Genomic DNA, 20,182 nt, shown 5'->3' on the forward strand with positions numbered 1-20,182 from the left:
GGAAGAGCATGGCGCAAAAGCCGGAAGCGCAACGCAAGGACGAGGCAGACGGCAGCAATGTCGTTGAACTCTCGCGGTTCAGGTCCGGCCAGAAGGCCGATCCCTTGCCCGTAACCTTCCATCGGCGTGAACTCGATGCGATTCTCTGGATATATGGACGGATGGTCGGCGAGGGTGAATGGCGCGACTATGCGCTCGACCACCTGAAGGACAAGGCGGTTTTTTCCGTCTTCAAGCGTTCCGGCGAACTTCCCGTTTTCAGGATTGAAAAGAACCCGAAACTCGCCTCGAAACAGGGCGCCTTCAGTGTCACCAATACTGCGGGCATGGTGCTCAAGCGCGGCCATGACCTGCGTCAGGTCCTCAAGGTCTTCGACCGTCAGTTGAAGCTTATCGACAAATAAGCCGGATCAGAGCGAAAGCGGCGTTGGGTCGGAACTTTTGCCCTCGCCAAGAGGGCGCTGCATGAACACCGTGTCGAGCCAACGACCGTGTTTGAAGCCGGTGCCGACCAGCCTGCCTGCGTCGGCAAAGCCACAGGATCCGTGCAGTGCGATCGATGCCGGGCTCGCACCGCCGATCACGGCAACCATCTGCCGGAATCCACTTGCTTCGCAACGATCCACCAGTCCCTGCAGCAGCAACTTTCCGACGCCGCGGCCGCGTGCCTGCGGTGCGATATAGACCGAATCCTCGACAAGCCAGCGATAGGCCGGGCGGGTGCGGAACGCACTGGCATAGGCATAGCCCAGCAAATCGCCGGCATCGACAGCCGCGAGATAGGGAAATCCGCCACCTGAAATCGCATCCATCCGCGCGCGCATCTCTGCGCCCGTTGGCGATTCAAGCTCATAGCTTGCAACACCGTTCAGCACGCTCTCGGCGTAGATTTCAGTGATGGCGGCGATGTCGGCCAAGGTTGCGGGGCGGATTGTGACGGGCATGGCAAGACGGCTCTTTAATCGTTCCGGACATAAAAAAGGCGACCCGCAGGCCGCCTTGATCGATTACATGAAGGCAGTGTCAGTTCCGGTTGCCGAGCAGGCGCAGCATGAACAGGAACATATTGATGAAGTCGAGGTAGAGCGTCAAAGCGCCCATCACGGCCTTGCGGCCGGCGACAACATCGCCATCGCCTTCATAGTACATTTCCTTGAGCTTCTGCGTATCCCATGCCGTCAGGCCGGCGAAAACCAGAACGCCGATCACCGAGACAGCAAAGCTGAGTGCGCTCGACTGCAGGAAGATGTTGACCACCATGGCAATCAGGATGCCGAACAGGCCAATCACCATGAATGACCCCATCGCCGACAGGTCACGCTTGGTGGTGTAGCCGTAAATCGACAGGGCACCAAAGGACGCGGCGGTGATGAAGAAGGTCTGAACGACGCTGGCTGTCGTGTACATGATGAAGATCGACGACAGCGACAGACCGGTCAGGGCGGCATAGACCCAGAATGCGGCCTGAGCGCCCGCAACGCTCATCTTGTTGACGCGGAAAGCCAGGAAGAAGAACGCTATCAGCGGCGCAAACATGATGAGCCATTTGAGCGGCGTTCCGTAAACGGCAGCGCCGACACTTGTCAGCAGGATACTGTTGGGAAGCTGGGCAACAGATGCAGCCTGATCCGTGGTGGTTGCAAGCGAGCTCAGCCCAAAAGCCAGAACGCCGGTAATCACAAGGCCAAGCGCCATGAGATTGTAAATGCGCAGCATGTATGCGCGCAAGCCCTGATCGATTTCAGCACTCGCCTGCGCTCCCGCCTGCGCGCGGTTCTGATAGTTACGAAGATCAGCCATTAATTTCCTCTTAAAAAGCCCCTCGTTGATCACGGTGTCGGGAAAATGCGCCATGCGCAAACCCAGGCGCCGCTGGGGGGCTCCAGCAAGCCTGACAACAATATGATAGGATCGGCAATGGGATACAAGGCGTTGTGTCTTGAAAAGCGACGGTGATTTCTCAAATCTTCGTAAGAATCGACCATGGCATCTCAAAACCGAACCGCATCTGCCCTATCTAGCAGGAAATCGTCCGGCCGATGCGTGCGGGGCTGGTTCAAAGAGAGGACATTTCCATGCGTTATTTCATCGCCGTCATTCTGCCATGGCTTTCATTTTTCACCATCGGCAAGCCGATTTCCGGCATTATCTGCCTGATTCTCCAGCTCACCCTGATCGGTTGGCCGATTGCGGCCCTTTGGGCGCTTTTTGCAGTGCAGAACTACTTTGCCGACCGGCGCAACGAAGAACTGATGGAGACCCTGCGCCGCGACAAATAGTCCGCGCAGGTCTTCACGATCCTATTGGCCAGCCATGCGCGGCAATGCCTCCGGCTGGCCTGTCGCTTATTCAAAGCTCCCGAAGGTAGAGCGCCGGTTTTTGCCCCAGAAGGTGCCAGGTGCCGAACAGCCCGATGGCGACGGTGACCACGATGGCACCGCAGACAGTCGCAAATGCGACCGAGGACAGAAGCGCAAACGGCAGCATCATGATCTGGGTGAGCGCATACCAGGCCGCAGCCGACCCTGCGATCAGCGCGAAGATGCCGGTCAGGGCGCCGAGGATCAGATATTCGTAGGCGAAGGCGCGGATCAGGGCCGGGCGGGTGGCGCCAAGCGTCTTCATGATCACCGCATCGTGCCCGCGCCTGCGGTTCCCCGCCGCAAGCGCGCCGGCCAGCACCAGCACCGATGCGATCAGGGCAATCGCCGCAGCAGCGCGAATGGCGGTGGCGAGCTGGCTGACAAGATCGCCGGCAATCTCAAGTGCTGCCCGTACCTCGATGGTTGTCACGGTCGGGAATGTTCTGGTCACCGCGCCTAGGATTTCGGCGTTTTTCTCGGTGCTGCCGTCAGGGTTGGTCAGCGTTGCCAGCCAGGCATGGGGTGCGCCGGCAAAGGTGTTGGGCGAAAACACCATGACAAAATTGATCGACAGCGATTCCCACTCGACCGTGCGGAAACTGGCGATCCTTGCGGTAATGTCGCGACCGAGGACGCTGACGGTGATGGTGTCTCCGATTTCGAGGCCAAGTTCCCGACCTTCTTCGGCGGCAAACGAGACGAGTGGTTCGCCACTGTAGTCCTCCGGCCACCATTCCCCTTCAGACAGCGCTGAATTTTCCGGCAGGTCGGCATCATAAGTGATGCCGCGGTCACCGCGTAGCACCCATTGTGCTTCGGGTGCGACTTCCCACTCGGAAGCGCGGGTGCCGTTGAGCGTCATGATCTCGTCCGCGCAGCATCGGCACCAACGACAGCTCGCCATCGGGTACCTCATCTTCGATCAGGTTGCGAAATCCATCGACTTCGCTGCTCTGAATATCGACGAAAAAGAAGTCCGGTGCCCGTTCTGGCAACGTTCGCGAAAGCTCGCGGTTGAGGTTGCCGTCGATCAGCGCCAGCGCCACCAGCAGCGTCAGGCCGAGACCGAGCGATAACACGACCGAGCCGGTCAATGCGCCGGGCCGGTGAATATTGCCGATGGCGAGCCGGAGTGATGGCGCACGCGGGTGCGGTGCGCGGCGTGCCAGCCATTTGATGGCGATGGCGACCAGCCGCAAAACCACGAAAGCGCCGGCCACGGACGCGAGAAATATGCTGGCCACGAACTGTTCATCAGCAGTGAGGATCGCAAGTGCCGCCAGAGCCCCGAGTGTGACCGCTGCCGCCACCACAAACGGCCATGCCGGTCGTCCGCCTTCGTCGAAGCCCTGTTCGCGCAGAAGTGCCGTCGCCGGAACATTGCGGGCGGAGGCAAGCGGCAGGATGGCGAAGGCAATTGCGGTCAAGAGCCCGAAAATACCTGCGATCAGCAGCGCCAGCGGAAAGATCGCCACGGGGATTGCGATGTCCAGCAGCGAGGACAACAGCGGCAACGCGATCAGCGGAATGATGGCACCCAAGACAAGGCCAGCGGAAATCCCGATCAGTGCCACCAGCGTGATCTGAATGAAATAGATCGCGACCACCATGTTGGCCGGTGCGCCAAGGCATTTGAATGCGGCAATGGCCCGCCTGCGGCTTTCCAGATAGGCGCTGACGGCGTTGGCGATGCCGACGCCGCCGGTGATCAGGGTCGCGAGACCGACCAGTGTCAGAAATTCGGAAAGCCGGTCGACATTCTCGCTCAAGGATGGCGCGGCGCGGTCACTGACCCGCACCGACCATCCGGCATCGGGAAAGGCCTCTTCGGCGGCGGTCTTGATCGTGTTGGGATCTGATGTTGCGTTCGGCAAGCGCACCCGATAGGCGTATTCGGCCAGGCTGCCGATCTGCACCAGACCGGATGCATCAAGCGCATCGCGGCTGATCAGCACGCGCGGCGCGAAGGCAAAGCCTTCAGAGAGCGCGTCCGGTTCCTGTTCCAGTGTGCCGGAGACCCTGAGTTCGGCGCTGCCGAGAAGCAGGCTGTCACCGACGGCAAGGCCGAGTCTTTCGGAAAGAAGCGGTGCGACCAGCACGCCGTAGCGACCGTCACCGGTTTCAGCCAACGCCTCGTCAAGCGGCATGGCGGGGTCGGAAATCACGCTGCCATAAAGCGGATAGAGCCCGTCGACCGCCTTGACCTCGGCCAGAGACTGGTCGGAGCCATCGGGAAGCCTGGTCATCGAGCGCATCGTCACCGATTGCGACAGCGTGCCGAGACCCTCGACATAGGCGCGTTCTTCTCCGGCAAGCGGCTCGTTGTCGCGTTCGAAGCGGATATCGGCGGCGAGGATTTCGCGGCCACGCTCGGAAATGCCGGCATTGACGGCATCCGAAACCGAATTGACGGCGGCAATTGCTGCAACGCCCAGGGCGATGCAGGCAAGGAAAATGTAAAACCCGGAAAGCCCGCCACGCATTTCTCGCAACGCAAATTTCAGGGCAAGCGAAAGGTTCAGCCGGTTTGCTTGCATCAGTTGGCGGTCCTGGCGGTCTCGTGGCCGACAATCTCGCCGGATCGCACCTGAACCTGTCGGTCGCAGCGCGCGGCGAGTGCAGGGTCGTGGGTCACCAGAACCAGCGTCGTGCCGCTGTCGCGCTGGCGCTCGAACAGGAGATCGGCAATCTGGGTGCCAGTGTCGCCATCGAGGTTGCCGGTCGGCTCATCGGCGATCAGCACAGCCGGCTCGGGCGCAAGGGCGCGGGCAATCGCCACGCGCTGCTGCTCGCCGCCGGAAAGCTGTCCCGGGTAATGCGTCATCCTGTGGCCAAGACCGACGCTTGTCAGCGCTGCCTGCGCCCGTTCAAACGCGTCCGCGCGGCCTGCAAGCTCCAGCGGAATGGCCGTATTTTCGAGCGCCGTCATGTTAGCGATCAGATGGAAGGACTGGAACACGATGCCGATGTTCTCGCCCCGAAAGGCGGCAAGTGCATCCTCCGAAAGCCCGGTCAGCGCCGTTCCGCCGATGGAAATCTCGCCGCTGTCGAGCCGCTCAAGCCCGGCGACCACCATCAGCAAAGTCGATTTGCCTGATCCGGAAGGGCCGAGAATGCCGACGGACTCGCCGCGGCCGATCGAAACAGACATGCCTTTCAGCACGTGAACGGCAGCGGAGCCCTTGCCGAGCGTGAGGTGGGCATTGTCGAGCGTGATGAGATTTTCGGACAAATTATCTTCCTGCTTTGAAATCGGCGGAGGTAACAACACATATATGCAATACGGTCCGGTGAGGCTGATGGACCTGCAAAACACTCGTGAAATGGATTTAGGAGCCTGATGATGCGATTAAAAGCGACAGTGCCGATTGTTTTCGCTTTTCTGGCGGCTGTTGCGGCGGCTTCGCCATCAAAAGCACGTGAACCGCTCGATCTGGTCGTGTTTGGGGACAGTCTGGTCGCCGGTTATGAACTGGGAGCGGGCGAGGACTATCCGGCCAGGCTCGAAGCGGCGCTGAGCGGTGCCGGTTACGATGTCGAAATCGCCAATGCCGGTGTATCGGGCGATACCACCAGCGGGGGCCTGGCGCGGGTCGACTGGTCGGTGCCTGACGGAACGGACGGTGTGATCCTGGAACTTGGCGCCAATGACGCGTTGCGTGGCGTCTCGCCGGAAAAGGCAAAGGACAATCTGATCGCGATCATCGAAAGCCTTCAGGGACGCGACATCCCGGTGATGCTGATGGGAATGATGGCGCCACCGAACATGGGCGCGGATTACGCCGAGGCATTCAACCCGATCTATGGCGCTCTCGCCGATCAGTACGGTGTCCCGCTATATCCGTTTTTTCTCGATGGTGTTGCCGCCAATGCCAGTCTTCAGCTTGCCGATGGCATGCACCCCAATGCCAAAGGCGTCGAAGTGATGGTCAGGAATTCGCTCCCTGCGGTCGAAGCCTTCATCGACGCTATCGGGGGACAACCAAATTAACGCTTGCGTCAACGCGGCTTAGATGATTCGCTGAAGGGGTGACTAGCAGATTCGGGGAGCTCGCCATGCCGAGAATTTTTACCGCCCTCGAAATCCCGCGCGAACAGGCGTTAAGTCTTTCGCTGTTGCGCGGCGGCCTGCCCGGGGCCCGCTGGATCGATGTGGAGAATTACCACATCACCTTGCGGTTCATCGGCGATGTCGACTTCCGCACAGCGGACGAGGTCGTCCATTGGCTTGACCGTATCGACCGTCCCGCTTTCCAGCTCAGCCTCACCGGAACCGGCGCCTTCGGCAGCAAGAAACCGCATGCGATCTGGGCCGGTGTTTCGCCTGCACCGGAGCTGTCCGCGCTGCAGGGCGAAATCGACAGGATTTGCCAGCGCCTGGGGCTCAGGGCCGACCCGCGCAAGTTTATCCCGCATGTCACGCTGGCGCGGCTGCGTGGTTCGAAGGTTCAGGACGTGGTCGACTATCTGTCCGCGCGCGCCAATTTCCAGACGCTGCCGTTTACCGCCGCGCGCTTTGTGCTGATGTCATCGCGCGATTCGGTCGGCGGCGGCCCCTACCAGGTGGAAGAGGCGTTCGATCTTTACGATCCGAGCGATGCCTACAGCTTCGACAGCAGCGACTGGCAGCCCGCCAAGAGCATGTGGTAGACGGTCTCGAACCCGTCATCGCCGCCATAATAGGGATCGGGGACATCCTGCCTTTTGCCGAGCGTGTACTCTGAAAACAGCGCGACTTCGGCCTGCGGATTGCTTCCGCCTATCCGTTTCAAAGCAGCCATATTGCCGCTGTCCATGCCGAGAATGATCGAAAACCGGCTGAAGTCCGCGAGTGTGATCTGGCGCGCTTGCTGATGGGCGATATCGAAGCCGTGGTTCCTGGCGGTTGCGCGCGAGCGCGGATCGGGCAACTCGCCCGCATGCCAGTTGCCGATGCCGGCGGAATCGGCGTTGAATTCTCCACTGCGTCCGGTCTCTGCTGCAAGATGGGTGAACACACCCTCGGCGAGCGGTGAGCGGCAGATATTGCCGCTACAGACGAAGAGAATCGAGCGTTTTTCGGATTGTGCCATGTTGTTTACGCAATTTTCTGAAGGATTTTTTGTTTGAGCTTTCGGAGACAATGCCATGAATGATGCACGACTAAAACCTGAAGCGCTCGCGGCAATCATGCAATCGCATCAAAACTGGTCGGTGAGCAAAGACGGGAATGCGATCACGCGCAATTTCCGATTTGCCGATTTTCGCGAGGCCTTCGCTTTCATGAGCGAATGCGCGCTGGCCGCCGAAAGGCTCGATCATCATCCCGAATGGCTCAATGTCTATAACCGGGTGGGCGTTTCGCTCACCACGCATTCATCCGGCGGTATCTCCGCGCGCGACATCGAGATGGCCGCTATCATGGACAGGGCAGCCGGCCGTTTCGGCATTTGAACAGAGACGCGCATGTCCTATATTTGGTTTCAAAGGAGCTTATCATGAGCGATATCAAATTCGGTGATATTCTCGAGCCCGGCGATGAGGATACCAAGGCTGAAAACGAACGCACTGTGCGGAAGGGTTTCTGGGGCAAGGTGCGCAAGACGGCCGCCCACATCCCCTTTGCTCGCGATGCCGTTGCCGCCTACTATTGTGCAACGGACCGCGACACGCCGCTGGGCGCGCGGGTGATCCTGTATTCTGCGCTGGCCTATTTTATCATGCCGGTCGACCTTATCCCCGACGTGCTCATGTTTGTCGGCTTTTCCGACGATCTTGCCGTGCTGACGACGGCATTGACGATGATCCGCAGAAATATGACAATAGAGCATTATCACCGGGCTGATACGGCATTGGGCGCGCTTGAAGCGCGATGAATGTTGTTTCCGTTCCGTGCGCCGCAATCTTGCCGTGATTGACGGCATTTGTCGTCTTACAATTTTTCAGGCAGCGTATTCCCGAGAGCGTCCGAAAATTCATGCCACGTTGAGATTTTGGTAACCTCGGATGCGTATTTAGATGAGTAATTCGCAACCTATCGGCCGGTCGCTTTTGAATAGGGTGGGGCCGGCGGCAGTAGAGAAAATCGGCAGGAACTTATGTTTGCAAAAAGAATCGCCCTCGTACTGGTTATTCTGTTCACCGGCGCCTCAATCGCTTCCGCGCAGACGCCGACGCCCATACAGAAATTCGATGCCTGGGTTGCTTATTCCTACCAGTCGGACGCGGGGAAGGTCTGTTATGTCCTGTCCGTGCCGGCCAAGAAGGATCCGGCGAATGTCGACCATGGCGACAATTTCTTCGTCGTCACCAAATATCCGGGCCAGAATGTCACGCTCGAGCCGCAGGCCATGATGGGTTTCAGCCTGCGCGACGGTTCGACCATCGACGTGATTGTCGACGGCAAAAGCTTCCCGATGTATCACAAGGGCCAGGGTGGCTGGCTTGAAAATGCCGCGCAGGAGCCGGCTCTGATCGCGGCCATGAAGGCCGGTCGCACAATGTCGGTGAAGGCCACGTCGGCGCGCGGGACCAACACCACCCATACCTATTCGCTGATCGGCATTACCGCAGCGCTCAACAAGATCAGCGCCTGCCAGTAAGGGCAGAGCCGCTTTTGCAGCAACCCGGCTTCGGCCGGGTTTTTTGTTGGCTGTCATGTTGCTCTTGCGGGACAGCCATGTGGCGAAAGGGATGACGCAGGGTGTCAACCGTGCTATAGGCTCGCCGCAAATGCTTGGTGTCCTGTGTTTATCGTGCACCTTTAAAAGCTTGAAGAGCAACTTTTCTACATTGCGGGTGGCGCACCGCCTTGTCCTTGAGACCACAAGGGCCGGGCAGAAGCGTCGAATACCCGCAATCGGCGTTTTCACGGGAGCCCGACAATGTCCGCTGTCGAAACCATCGATCTTGACGCTCAGCGCGCCAAACCCCGGCAGAAGCCAGCAGTTGGCAATATACTGATCGGCCTTTCCAAGCCGGAAATGGCCGAGGCGCTGTCATCGATCGGGGTGGCGGACAAGCAGATCCGCATGCGCGTCAACCAGATATGGAACTGGCTATATGTGCGCGGCGTCTCCGATTTCGCCGAGATGACCAATATGGCCAAGGATCTGCGCCTGAGAATGGCGGAAGCCTTCGATATCGCCCGTCCGGAAATCGTCACCGAACAGATCTCGACCGACGGGACGCGCAAGTGGCTGATCCGGTTTCCCGCGCACGGTGCCGGCCGTCCGGTTGAAATCGAGACAGTTTATATTCCGGAGGAAGATCGCGGCACGCTTTGCATCTCCAGTCAGGTCGGCTGCACGCTCACCTGTTCCTTCTGTCACACCGGCACGCAGCGGCTGGTGCGTAATCTGAGACCGGAAGAAATTCTCGGTCAGCTTCTCGTTGCCCGTGATGCGCTCGGGGATTTTCCGAACCGCGACGCGCCCAACGGCGCCTTCATTCCCGAATCCGACCGCAAGGTTACCAATATCGTGATGATGGGCATGGGCGAACCGCTCTACAATTTCGAGGCGGTGAAGAAGGCGCTTCTGATCGCGTCGGCCGAAGACGGTCTGTCAATGTCGAAGCGCCGGATCACGCTGTCAACCTCCGGTGTGGTGCCGGAAATCTACCGCACCGGCGACGAGATTGGCTGCATGCTGGCAATCTCGCTGCATGCCGTGCGCGATGACCTGCGCAACATCCTGGTGCCGATCAACAAGAAATATCCGCTTGAGGAGCTGATCAAGGCCTGTCGCGAATATCCGGGCGTTTCCAATGCCCGCCGCATCACGTTTGAATATGTGATGCTGAAGGACGTCAATGACAGTCTCGAAGACGCGCGAGATTTGGTCAAACTCTTGAAGGGCGTGCCCGCGAAGATCAACCTGATCCCGTTCAATCCCTGGCCCGGCTCCAACTATCAGTGTTCCGACTGGGAAACGATCGAGCGTTTTGCCGATTTCATCAACCAGGCCGGCTATGCCTCGCCGATTCGCACCCCGCGCGGTCGCGACATTTTCGCCGCCTGCGGCCAGCTGAAATCCGAATCGGAACGCATGCGCAAGACCGAGCGCATGGCCTATGAAGCGATGATGATCGCCAATCACGGCGAAGACTGATCGGTTCGTTACCGCGCCTGCGTCAGTAATATCTTCACAGCGAACAGCGAAAATACCCCGGCAAACAGGTAATCGATGCCACGCAGGATGCGTTTGTGCGTCATCAGCCAGCCGGACAGGCGATCGGCGGCAAGTACGATGCCGATCGTGGGCAGAAGTGCGACGGCTATGAACGTGAAGCCGAGGAAGATCAGCTTTCCTGTAACGTTGGGATCACCGGCATCGACGAATTGCGGGAGGAAGGTCATGAAGAAGATGATGATCTTCGGGTTGAGCAGGTTGACCCAGAAGCCGTTGGCCATCGCCGCCTTCAGCCTGCCGCGCTTGCGCTCGGTCCTGGCTTCCGCCTCCAGCACGAAATTGTTACCCTTGCGGATAGCCATCACCGCAATCCAGAAAAGATAACCAGCGCCTCCCGTCTTCAAAACAAGAAAGGCCGTCGGTGATGCCACGATCAGCGCGGAGACACCGAAGGCCACCAGCATGGTGTGCACGCAGATGCCGCAATTGGTGCCGATGAGAACGGCGAGGCCGGCAGCGCGGCCCTCCCTCAGCGCCTTGTTGATCGAAAGCGTCATGTCGGGGCCGGGGGTCAGCGCCAGAAGCAGTGTGGCCGCCGAAAAGGCGAGGAGGACGGGGAGAGAAGGGATGATTTCCATGAAAGCTGCCGAAACCTGGAGCGCGGGTCGCGCGTTCACCATTCAATATGATTGCCGTGTAGGTTAACAATCTGTAATGAGAGCTGAACGGCTTTGCAACATTTCGCAACAAGGCTGCGGTTGGCCGAAACGACTGAAGGACGGTTTTCTTGCGTATTCTCGACGAAGCATTTTTTCCCGAACTGCCCGGCTATTACAAGGGCAAGGTGCGGGAAAACTACGACCTGCCGGACGGCCGCAGGATCATCATAACGACCGATCGTATCAGCGCTTTCGACCGGGTTCTGGCCTCTATCCCGCACAAGGGCGCAATCCTGACGCAAATAGCCCGCTTCTGGTTCGACGTCACCGCCGATATCGTAAATAACCATGTTGTCGCCTATCCTGATCCGAACGTGGTTGTCGGAAAGCGGCTGGATATTCTGCCGGTCGAGGTCATCGTGCGCGGCTATCTGGCGGGAACGACCGATACCTCGGTGCTGACTCGCTACAAACGCGGCGAACGCCAGATCTACGGTTTCGATTTCCCCGATGGTATGCGTGACAATCAGGTGTTGCCGCAAGCGATTATCACGCCGACCAGCAAGGCATTTGATGGCGGTCATGATGAGCCGCTGACCGCCGACGAGATTATCGGTCAGGGCCTGCTGAGCAAAGAGCGTTGGGACGAAGTATCGGAAAAGGCGTTGGCGCTTTTTGCGCGCGGGCGGGAGATGGCTGCGACGCGTGGGCTGATCCTTGCCGATACAAAATATGAGTTCGGCATTGACGGGGTCGGCAATCTGATGCTGGCCGACGAAATCCATACGCCGGATTCGAGCCGCTACTGGATGGCGGAAAGCTATCAGACACGTTTTGAGGCGGGCGAGCGTCCGGAAAGTTTCGACAAGGATTTCATCCGCTCCTGGGTTGTCGCGCGATGCGACCCCTACAGGGATCCGATCCCGGAAATTCCGGACGATGTGATCGCTGCGGCCTCCGGGGTCTATGCCCGGGCGTTCGAAATGATCACAGGCGGGCGCTTTGTTCCCGATGATAGCGGGGACAGCGTAAAGGGCCGGGTGCGTGCCAATCTCGCCGCTTATTACCCGGAGGCACCCTGGGGAGGGGCATAATGCGCAGACCGCGGCGATCGGCGGAAGAGACACGTGAGGCGATCCTGGAAACCTCGGAGCGGCTGTTCCGAGCGCGCGGCTTCGGCGCGGTTTCGATTGCCGATATCGCTGGCGAACTCGGGATGTCTCCGGCCAATGTTTTCAAGCATTTCCGAAGCAAGCTGACGCTTGGCCGCACGATTGCCTATCGCCATGCCCGGCGCCTTGCCGAGCGCTGCTCGATCGAGGGGTTGACGGATCCGCCCGACAAGCGTCTGATGATCTTTCTGTCGCGGCTTGCGCGCGAGCACCTACATGACAAGCAGGAGAATCAGTATCTTTTCGAGATGATCCCGCTGGTGCTGGAAGACCCGTCCAAGGGGGCGGATCTACCGGCGACTGGTTGAGGACAAGCTGTCCTCGCTGATCGCTGAAGCAATGGAAGACGGTATCTACGGAGCGGGCAATCCCGCACTCGATGCTTCCGCGATTGTCGACATGCTCGGTTGCGTTCTCAACCCGCGCATGATGGCATGTGCTGATCCCGCAACACTGGCCGACAAAACGCAGTTAATTGTCACGCTGATCGATGGGGGCTTGAAAAACCGCGTTGTAAAGTGACGGTATCTGCGATACGTCACCAGACAGATCTCGTTTTATGCTTTGTGGCGAACTTTCGCTACAGTTGCCGGCAGGCGCGATATTGAGTTTCTGCGCTGTCGGGATTGTGTTAAGAGAGTGGCCATTGTTTGATTTCTATTCTGGATAGGTGCCCATGCTGTCGCGCAAGTTTCCGATTGCCGTTTTAGGTGTTGTTGTACTCGCGCTAGGCGCTTGCAGCGATGAAGGCAACAAACAACAGGGCGGCATGAAGATGCCACCGCCTCAGGTCGGCGTCATTACGCTTGACAAGAAGACGGTTCCGCTCACCACGACGCTTCCGGCGCGTGCCGTTTCATATCGCTCTGCGGAAATCCGCCCGCAGGTGACCGGCATCATCACCGAAAAGGCTTTCAAGGACGGTGCCTATGTGAATGAGGGCGACTTGCTCTACCAGATCGAGCAGGATGCCTACGAGGCCACGCTTGCTCAGGCTCAGGCGTCACTCGACAAGGCCAATGCGACGGTGCCGGGCCTTCAGGCCAATTACGAACGCTACGCGCGCATCGTGAATCAGGGTGCCACCGAAATCCAGCTGACCGATGCGAGAACAGCCTACGAACAGGCGCTGGCCGATGTCGAATCGGCAAAGGCGGCGGTCAAGACAGCGCAGATCAATCTCGATCACACTGACATTGTCGCCCCTTTCCAGGGTGTGCTCGGCGTATCGAACATCTCGATCGGTAACCTTGCCTCGCCTAGCTCATCCGCAGCGCTTGTCTCGCTCGATCAGCTCGATCCGATCTATGTCGACATGTACGAATCGGCCGGACAGGTGCTTTCCGCGACCGGCAAATATGCCAACTTCAAGAATGAGGTCGATCTCTCGAAGGTTAAGGTCGAGGTCCTGCTTGATGATGGTACGACCTATTCCATACCGGGTCACCTTGACGTCTCGGCGCGCACTGTTGATCAGTCAACCGGCACTGTGAATTTGCGCGCCGTGTTCGACAACCCGGATCACATCCTGCTTCCCGGCATGTTCGTGCGTTCCACGCTGACGATCGCCGAAGAGGCCGGTTATCTTATTCCCCAGTTGGCTGCGCAGATCGAAGCCGGTGGAAAAGTTACGGCGAAGTTTGTCACCAGTGACAACAAGGTAGAGACCCGTGTTTTCGACAATGTTCAGGTTTCGGGCAATTCGTGGCTGGTGACCAAAGGCATTTCCGACGGAGATCGTCTGATTGTTGATGGATTTCAGCGGCTCATCGGCGGCGTAGCCGAGGTTACGCCGGTGCCTGCGGAAATCAATGACAAGGGTGTCGTTGTTGATAAGCAGCCCTCTTCGTCGGGCGCAAGCGGCGGTTCGACGGGTTCGGGTTCTTCTACTTCAGGCGGAAACGGCTGAGCGTATGGATGTTCAAAGCATAGGGCCACACGCTCGAGGTATGTCTAATGTCTAATTTCTTTATCAATCGACCTATCTTTGCCTGGGTGGTCGCCATCGTCATCATGTTGATCGGTGGCCTGGGCCTCTATACGCTGCCGATTTCGCAGTATCCCGCCATTGCTCCGACCACCGTTTCAATCACGGCCACTTTCCCGGGGGCCAGTGCACGAACAGTCGAGACAACGGTAACCAACGTTATCGAAGACGGGCTGACCGGATTTGATGACATGCTTTACCTGACCTCGACGTCCAGTCCCGGTCTGGCGCAGATTCAGGTTATCTTCGGTCCTTCGATTGATCCGGAAATCGCTCAGGTCGAGGTGCAGAACAAGCTGCAGCTTGTCCAGCCTCAGCTGCCGGAGATTGTCAGAAGTCTCGGGATCACGGTCCAGCGTTCGTCGGCGAGCTTCCTTATGGTCGTGGCTCTGGTTGACAATAGCGGCAAGTATTCGGCTTCGGATCTCGGCAACATCATCGACAGTCAGATCAATGACAACGTGGCACGACTTGATGGCGTCGGCAGCATTCAGGGCTTCTATACACCCTATGCAATGCGCATCTGGCTCGATCCCTACAAGCTCAATCAGTACGGTCTGACCTCCAACGATGTCACCAACGCCATCGAGGCCCAGAACAATCAGGTCGCGGTGGGTGATCTCGGTGATGATCCATCGATATCAGGGCAGCAACTCAATCTAACCGTGGTGTCGTCGAGCCAGTTGCAGAATGTGCCGCAGTTCGAGAATATCATCCTCAAGACCACGGAAAATGGCGCGACCGTTACGATTTCAGACGTCGGCCGCGTAGAGCTCGGCCAGCGCTACTATCAGTTCCAGACCTACTACAACGGGGCCTCGGCTGCAGGCTTTGCGGTTGAGCTGGCGAACGGCGCCAACGCGATTGAGACGTCCAAGGGCGTGGTCGATTTCATGAATTCGGTGAAGCCGTCTCTGCCGGACGGCGTCGAGATCGTCTATCCCTATGATACGACACCCTTCGTCGAGCTTTCGATCGAGCAGGTGGTCCATACGCTGTTTGAGGCGATCATTCTGGTCTTCCTCGTGCTCTTTATCTTCCTGCAGAATATCAGGGCGACCCTTATTGCGACGCTTGTTGTGCCCGTGGTTCTGCTCGGCACGTTCGGTGTGCTGGCCTTCGCCGGCTTCTCGATCAATACACTGACCATGTTCGCGATGGTGCTTGCGATCGGCTTGCTCGTTGACGACGCGATTGTGGTGGTGGAAAACGTCGAACGTATCATGCATGAAGAAGGGCTCCCGCCCAAGGAGGCGACCCAGCACTCGATGGGTGAAATCCAGGGTGCCCTTATCGGTATCGTGATCGTGCTGACTGCGGTGTTCATTCCGATGGCGTTCATCGGCGGATCCACCGGTATCATCTACCGGCAGTTCTCCGTGACCATCGTTGCTGCGATGATTCTATCGGTCTTCGTGGCTATGGTGTTTACACCGGCGCTGTGCGCGACCATCCTGAAACCCGTGGATCCGACCAAGAAGGACCGAGGCATCTCGGGTGTCTTCAACCGCGGCTTCAACGGGCTGACCAATGGCTACACCAACGCCATCACTTTCCTGCTGAAGTGGCCGCTACCGGTTTTCGCGGTTTTCGCGGTGCTGCTGTTCGGCGTGTATCACTATTTCATGAAGCTTCCGGAATCGTTCCTGCCTGATGAAGACCAGGGTTCGCTTTTCGTGCTGATCAATCTGCCGACCGGCGCGACGACCGAGCGTACCAGCGCTGTTTCGGATGAGGTTGCTTCATATTTCCACAACCAGGAATCCAGTACCGTTGAAGCGGTGTTCTCGGTGATGGGCTTCTCGTTCGCCGGGCAGGGTCAGAATTACGGCATGAGTTTCATTCAACTCAAGCCGTTTGATGATCGAACCAAGGAATCTGAAACCGCTCAGGCCCTGGCTCAGCGCGCCAACGGGTATTTCTACACCCATATTCGCGATGCCCAGGTCTATGTGGTTTCGCCGCCGGCCATCCCCGGACTTGGTAACTCAACTGGCTGGACCGGGTATGTTGTTGACAGTGGCGGGCAGGGACAGGCCGCGACACTTGTAAACACCAATCGTATCATTCAGCAGATGAACCAGCAGGGTATCGCAACGCAGGTACGCACCGATACGCAGAGCGATGAAACACAGATGATGCTGAGGATCGATGAGCAGCAGGCAGGGGCCTACGGCGTGAGCATCGCCGAGGCGACCAACATGCTTTCGACGATCTATGCCGGCTCTTACATCAACAACTTCACCCTCGCTGACAAGGTCAAGCAGGTTTATGTTCAGGGCGATGCGCCCTATCGCATGCAGCCTGAAGATATCTATCAGTGGTATGCCCGCAATTTGCAGGGCGACATGGTTCCGTTCTCCGCCTTTACAGACATAGACTGGACCACCGGCGCTCCGTCTCTTGCCCATTACAACGGCAATACCGCTGTGGACATTCAGGGACAGTCGGCTGCCGGATACAGCTCGGGCGAGGCCATGAACGAACTGACCAGCCTTGTCGGCCAGTCGGCGGGCGGATTTTCGGTGGCCTGGACAAACATGTCCCTGCAGCAGGTGATCTCGGGTGACGAAGCGGCTTATCTCTACGCCGTTTCCATCATCTTCGTGTTCCTCTGCCTCGCTGCACTTTATGAAAGCTGGAGTATTCCGTTCTCAGTTATTCTCGCGGTCCCAGTGGGTATTCTCGGGGCGGTCATGGGGGCCCACTACCTTGGGCAGGACAACGACATCTACTTCAAGGTGGGACTGTTGACGACCATGGGGCTTGCGGCGAAGAACGCGATTCTGATCGTGGAATTCGCGCGCGAGCAAAGCGAGAAGGGCGATTCTCTCTTTGATGCGGCGGTTCATGCGGCCCGTATGCGTCTGCGACCGATTATCATGACGTCGCTGGCCTTCATTCTCGGTGTTCTGCCTCTGGTCCGCGCCACAGGGGCGGGTTCTGCGGCGCAGAATGCCATTGGTGTTGCCGTGTTCTTCGGCATGATTGCCGCTACATCGCTGGGGATCTTCTTCGTACCGTCGTTCTTTGTGGCCGTGTGCAGGTTGATGGGCATGGACAAGAAGGACAAGAAGGCGGCAGAAGAGCAACAGATCGTTTAAAACATTGTTAACGATATTGCGCCGGCCCCGTGCCGGCGTCTAAAACACAAAGGGTAGGCGGCCTGTTTTTGGGCCCGCCGAGATGACAGGATTGAGATCATGGTGTTGAGCCGCGTTACCCCCATTCCGCTCGTACTGCTGCTCTTGTCCGGCTGTGTGGTGGGTCCGGACTATGCGGCGCCCGAGACGGCGCTTCCCGATAAGTTCAGTGAAGGCAGTGCCCAGAGCGTGGGCGATGTGACCGATGTTGCATGGTGGAAGAGCTTCAATGATTCGCTGCTGAACACGTATGTCGCGCAGGGAATGTCGCAGAACCTCTCCGTTCTGCAGGCGCTGGAGACGATTGTTCAGGCCGAGGCTAATGTTGTGACGTCGACCGCGGGGGCGTACCCGCAGGTCAATCTTCAGGCCTATGATACCGGCGCGGGGGCCGGCGGCGACGGCGCTTCCGCTGCGGCGCGCAAGACCTCCAACACCTTCGGCGGATCAGTTCCGGTTTCCTGGGTTCTCGATCTTTTCGGTCTCTATAAACGCGCCGGCGAAGCCGCTATTGCAGAACTTGATGCCGCTTATGCAAGCGCGGATGTGGCCAAGCTGACGCTGATCTCCAGCCTGATCGATTCCTACATCAACGCGCGCCTTTATCAGGAGCGTCTGGCGATTGCGCGTTCCAATCTAAAGAGCCGCCGCGAAACCCTCCGTCTGACCCAGTTCCAGCTTGATGCGGGTGCTGCCTCCAGGCTTGATGTCGTTCAATCAGAAGGTCTCGTCAACGCGCAGCTTTCGACCATTCCGCAACTCGAGGCGGCCTATCGTCAGCAGGTTTACGCGCTGTCGACGCTGATGGGGCTGCCCGCAGCATCCCTCATTGATCAGATGAACAAGGTGAAGCCGATCCCGGTTACCCGTGCGCGGCTGTCATCCGGTGTTCCGGCGGATCTGATCCGTAACAGACCGGATATCCGCGAAGCTGAGCGTAACCTTGCTGCTGCGACCGCCAATATCGGGGTAGCCGAAGCGCAACTTTACCCGATGATTTCATTGAGTGGCACACTGCAGGCCAGCGTATCCGGGAGTTCTCTCGGGAATGCCGGGGTGACGTCATGGTCGTTCGGACCGACGCTCAGCCTGCCGATTTTCGATGGCGGTGCGCTTCGTGCCAATGTTTCGAGCTCCGAATCGCGCGCGCGGCAAGCCTATCTCATGTGGAAGCAGACTGTTCTCAATGCCGTGCAGGAAGTGGAATCGGCGCTCGCCGTGGTCACCCGTGATGGCCGAACCGTCTCCGCGTTGCGGGCAACGGTTGCCTCCTACCGTGATGCGCTGGCACTCTCGACGTCCAGCTACAAGGATGGCGCCACTTCTCTGCTGGATGTTCTGGATGCGCAGCGTGCCGTGTCCGATGCCGAGGCAAGTCTCGCCGATGCTATCGCGCAGCAGGCCGGCGATTTCGTTGCGCTCAACGTTGCAATTGGCGGCGGCTATGCAACGCAGTAAGGGAAGAGTCTAGCCGTTTCCGTACTGTTCCTTCCAGCTTCGAAACGCTCCCCTTTGTGGGAGCGTTTCTGCTTCATAGACCCCGCGTGCGATAGCGCGTGCCATGGTCCGCATGGCTTCAAGGCAGATCTCGGCAAAGGCGAAGTCATCCGGCGCTCCCTTTTCGCCGGTCGCTGCCGATAGCACCGTATCGCCGTCAAACGGCAGGTGCGCGGGGTGGATTGCCCGGGCAAACCCGTCATGGGCCATCACCGCAAGCCGGTAGGCCTGCTGCTTGGTTATTGTGGCGTCGGTGGCAATGACACCCAGCGTCGTTGCTGTGGTCGGCCCGCCTTTGATCTTCAGCGTGGAAGCCTCCTTCGGGAATGCAGCCGGCAGCCCGAGCCCGCCGAATTCATCTGCGTTCTCCAGCGGTCCGGCCCAGAAATGCGGCCCGTCGCCAATTGTCACGCTGCCCATCGCATTGACGGCGGCAAGTGTCCCGACACGGAAGCCTGCAGGCGTCACGGCTGAGGCCGAACCGAGGCCGCCCTTGAGATTGACAGTTGTCGCACCGGTTCCGGCGCCGACGCTCCCGAGCGCGAAAGCGCCCGTTGCGGCTGCCCGGTAAGCGTCATAGCCAAGGCTGTGATAAGGGGCATGCAGGCCCCAGTCCTTGTCGCCACCGTTCAGAAGATCCATCAGGATGGCGCACGGGACGATCGGGATGCGCGTCGCGCCGAGCCTGAGGCCGCGACCGTCGGCACGAAGGCCCGACTGTACGCCGCCAGCCGCGTCAAGGCCGAAGGCGGAACCACCTGAGAGAACAAACGCATCAACGGTCTCCACCGTCCGGGCAGGGTCCAGCAAAAGCTGGTCACGGCTGCCGGGGGCTCCGCCGAGCGAAAGGCCGGAGGCGACAACCGGCCGGTCAAAGACAATTGTGGTCACGCCGGACGCCAGTGCAACATCCTGTGCGTGACCGACACTGACGCCAGCGATATCGGTGATGAGATTGCGCATATTGACCTCCCGTTTTGCGACACTATTCCTAGCAGCAAATCCTACGGGCACAGACGGGGAGGTGGAAAATATGAAGGGCTGACGCTTTTTTTCGCATTTTTGAAGAAAGCTTGTTGACTTTGGAAGGCGCTTCACCCTATATGCGCATCACCGACGGGGTCGACGGTCGTTCTCGCGACCAACTGTGTTGCCCCCTTCTTCCGCCGATTAGCTTTGCTGATTGACGTGTTTGAACTTAAGGGTTTTGGCACGCGGATTGGTATTTGGATGTGAAGGTCTTCACATCG

Annotated in this window: 20 protein-coding genes and 1 pseudogene; 14 read left to right on the plus strand and 7 right to left on the minus strand. The window is 58.7% G+C overall.

Going from position 1 to position 20,182, the window contains the following annotated elements; genetic code table 11:
* The first annotated feature begins 8 nt into the window (after positions 1-8).
* A complete protein-coding gene (locus tag AC0L7L_RS20305; protein WP_473511047.1) occupies positions 9-404 on the plus strand; it encodes a DUF2794 domain-containing protein in 396 nt (131 codons plus the stop codon).
* Between the two features lie 6 nt (positions 405-410).
* Here AC0L7L_RS20305 and AC0L7L_RS20310 read toward each other — a convergent pair whose 3' ends face one another.
* Both AC0L7L_RS20310 and AC0L7L_RS20315 read right to left on the minus strand, forming a co-directional pair.
* Positions 411-944 carry a GNAT family N-acetyltransferase gene (locus AC0L7L_RS20310; protein WP_473511049.1) on the minus strand — a complete coding sequence of 178 codons (534 nt, stop codon included), beginning with the start codon at positions 942-944 and terminating at the stop codon, positions 411-413.
* 79 nt (positions 945-1,023) lie between these two features.
* A complete protein-coding gene (locus AC0L7L_RS20315; RefSeq protein WP_272213991.1) occupies positions 1,024-1,800 on the minus strand; it encodes a Bax inhibitor-1/YccA family protein in 777 nt (258 codons plus the stop codon).
* 275 nt (positions 1,801-2,075) lie between these two features.
* Here AC0L7L_RS20315 and AC0L7L_RS20320 point away from each other — a divergent pair, with 275 nt between their 5' ends.
* Positions 2,076-2,279 carry a YqaE/Pmp3 family membrane protein gene (locus tag AC0L7L_RS20320; protein ID WP_272213992.1) on the plus strand — a complete coding sequence of 68 codons (204 nt, stop codon included), beginning with the start codon at positions 2,076-2,078 and terminating at the stop codon, positions 2,277-2,279.
* A 70-nt stretch (positions 2,280-2,349) separates the two neighbouring features.
* On the opposite strand, the pseudogene AC0L7L_RS20325 reads toward AC0L7L_RS20320, so the two are convergent.
* Together AC0L7L_RS20325 and AC0L7L_RS20330 are read right to left on the minus strand one after the other, a co-directional pair.
* Positions 2,350-4,900 (minus strand): annotated as a pseudogene (locus tag AC0L7L_RS20325) (ABC transporter permease).
* A complete protein-coding gene (locus AC0L7L_RS20330) occupies positions 4,900-5,595 on the minus strand; it encodes an ABC transporter ATP-binding protein (RefSeq protein ID WP_272213994.1) in 696 nt (231 codons plus the stop codon). The pseudogene AC0L7L_RS20325 and the gene AC0L7L_RS20330 overlap by 1 nt, the downstream one beginning before the upstream one ends.
* A 111-nt stretch (positions 5,596-5,706) precedes the next feature.
* Here AC0L7L_RS20330 and AC0L7L_RS20335 point away from each other — a divergent pair, with 111 nt between their 5' ends.
* Positions 5,707-6,354 (plus strand): arylesterase, encoded by a 648-nt coding sequence (locus tag AC0L7L_RS20335; protein ID WP_473511052.1) that lies wholly within the window; start codon positions 5,707-5,709, stop codon positions 6,352-6,354.
* A gap of 65 nt (positions 6,355-6,419) precedes the next feature.
* Complete coding sequence (gene thpR, locus AC0L7L_RS20340; RefSeq protein ID WP_272213997.1) at positions 6,420-7,013, plus strand: RNA 2',3'-cyclic phosphodiesterase; 594 nt, start codon at positions 6,420-6,422, stop codon at positions 7,011-7,013.
* Here thpR and AC0L7L_RS20345 read toward each other — a convergent pair.
* On the minus strand, positions 6,965-7,435 hold the full coding sequence (locus AC0L7L_RS20345; RefSeq protein WP_272213998.1) for a low molecular weight protein-tyrosine-phosphatase: 471 nt from the start codon (positions 7,433-7,435) through the stop codon (positions 6,965-6,967). The two genes, thpR and AC0L7L_RS20345, sit on opposite strands and share 49 nt — an antisense overlap.
* 55 nt (positions 7,436-7,490) lie before the next feature.
* Here AC0L7L_RS20345 and AC0L7L_RS20350 point away from each other — a divergent pair, with 55 nt between their 5' ends.
* From AC0L7L_RS20350 to rlmN, 4 genes are all read left to right on the plus strand, one after another.
* On the plus strand, positions 7,491-7,796 hold the full coding sequence (locus AC0L7L_RS20350; protein ID WP_272213999.1) for a 4a-hydroxytetrahydrobiopterin dehydratase: 306 nt from the start codon (positions 7,491-7,493) through the stop codon (positions 7,794-7,796).
* A 44-nt stretch (positions 7,797-7,840) separates the two neighbouring features.
* Positions 7,841-8,218 (plus strand): YkvA family protein, encoded by a 378-nt coding sequence (locus AC0L7L_RS20355; protein WP_272214000.1) that lies wholly within the window; start codon positions 7,841-7,843, stop codon positions 8,216-8,218.
* Between the two features lie 222 nt (positions 8,219-8,440).
* Positions 8,441-8,944, plus strand: coding sequence for an invasion associated locus B family protein (locus AC0L7L_RS20360; protein ID WP_473511055.1), 504 nt, complete (start codon positions 8,441-8,443; stop codon positions 8,942-8,944).
* 282 nt (positions 8,945-9,226) lie between these two features.
* Positions 9,227-10,453 carry a dual-specificity RNA methyltransferase RlmN gene (rlmN, locus tag AC0L7L_RS20365; RefSeq protein ID WP_473511057.1) on the plus strand — a complete coding sequence of 409 codons (1,227 nt, stop codon included), beginning with the start codon at positions 9,227-9,229 and terminating at the stop codon, positions 10,451-10,453.
* 8 nt (positions 10,454-10,461) lie between these two features.
* On the opposite strand, the gene AC0L7L_RS20370 is transcribed toward rlmN, so the two are convergent.
* Positions 10,462-11,112 carry a LysE family translocator gene (locus AC0L7L_RS20370; RefSeq protein WP_473511059.1) on the minus strand — a complete coding sequence of 217 codons (651 nt, stop codon included), beginning with the start codon at positions 11,110-11,112 and terminating at the stop codon, positions 10,462-10,464.
* 149 nt (positions 11,113-11,261) lie between these two features.
* Between AC0L7L_RS20370 and AC0L7L_RS20375 the strand changes: the two genes are divergently transcribed.
* The 6 genes from AC0L7L_RS20375 (at position 11,262) to AC0L7L_RS20400 (ending at position 18,893) form a co-directional block, all read left to right on the plus strand.
* On the plus strand, positions 11,262-12,227 hold the full coding sequence (locus AC0L7L_RS20375) for a phosphoribosylaminoimidazolesuccinocarboxamide synthase (protein WP_272214004.1): 966 nt from the start codon (positions 11,262-11,264) through the stop codon (positions 12,225-12,227).
* Positions 12,227-12,613 carry a TetR/AcrR family transcriptional regulator gene (locus tag AC0L7L_RS20380; RefSeq protein ID WP_272214005.1) on the plus strand — a complete coding sequence of 129 codons (387 nt, stop codon included), beginning with the start codon at positions 12,227-12,229 and terminating at the stop codon, positions 12,611-12,613. Before AC0L7L_RS20375 ends, AC0L7L_RS20380 begins: the two co-directional genes overlap by 1 nt.
* Before the next feature lie 31 nt (positions 12,614-12,644).
* Positions 12,645-12,827, plus strand: a complete 183-nt coding sequence (locus AC0L7L_RS20385; protein WP_272214006.1) for a hypothetical protein — start codon at positions 12,645-12,647, stop codon at positions 12,825-12,827.
* Between the two features lie 154 nt (positions 12,828-12,981).
* Positions 12,982-14,214, plus strand: coding sequence for an efflux RND transporter periplasmic adaptor subunit (locus tag AC0L7L_RS20390; RefSeq protein ID WP_272214008.1), 1,233 nt, complete (start codon positions 12,982-12,984; stop codon positions 14,212-14,214).
* Between the two features lie 47 nt (positions 14,215-14,261).
* Entirely contained in the window at positions 14,262-17,396 is a 3,135-nt protein-coding gene (locus tag AC0L7L_RS20395; protein WP_473511062.1) for an efflux RND transporter permease subunit, read from the plus strand.
* A 99-nt stretch (positions 17,397-17,495) separates the two neighbouring features.
* On the plus strand, positions 17,496-18,893 hold the full coding sequence (locus AC0L7L_RS20400) for an efflux transporter outer membrane subunit (protein WP_473511064.1): 1,398 nt from the start codon (positions 17,496-17,498) through the stop codon (positions 18,891-18,893).
* A 9-nt stretch (positions 18,894-18,902) separates the two neighbouring features.
* Here the strand turns inward: AC0L7L_RS20400 and AC0L7L_RS20405 are convergent, their stop codons facing one another.
* Positions 18,903-19,895 carry a P1 family peptidase gene (locus AC0L7L_RS20405; RefSeq protein WP_473511066.1) on the minus strand — a complete coding sequence of 331 codons (993 nt, stop codon included), beginning with the start codon at positions 19,893-19,895 and terminating at the stop codon, positions 18,903-18,905.
* Between the last annotated feature and the right edge of the window lie 287 nt (positions 19,896-20,182).

This window comes from Martelella sp. K41-7 (assembly GCF_055808365.1).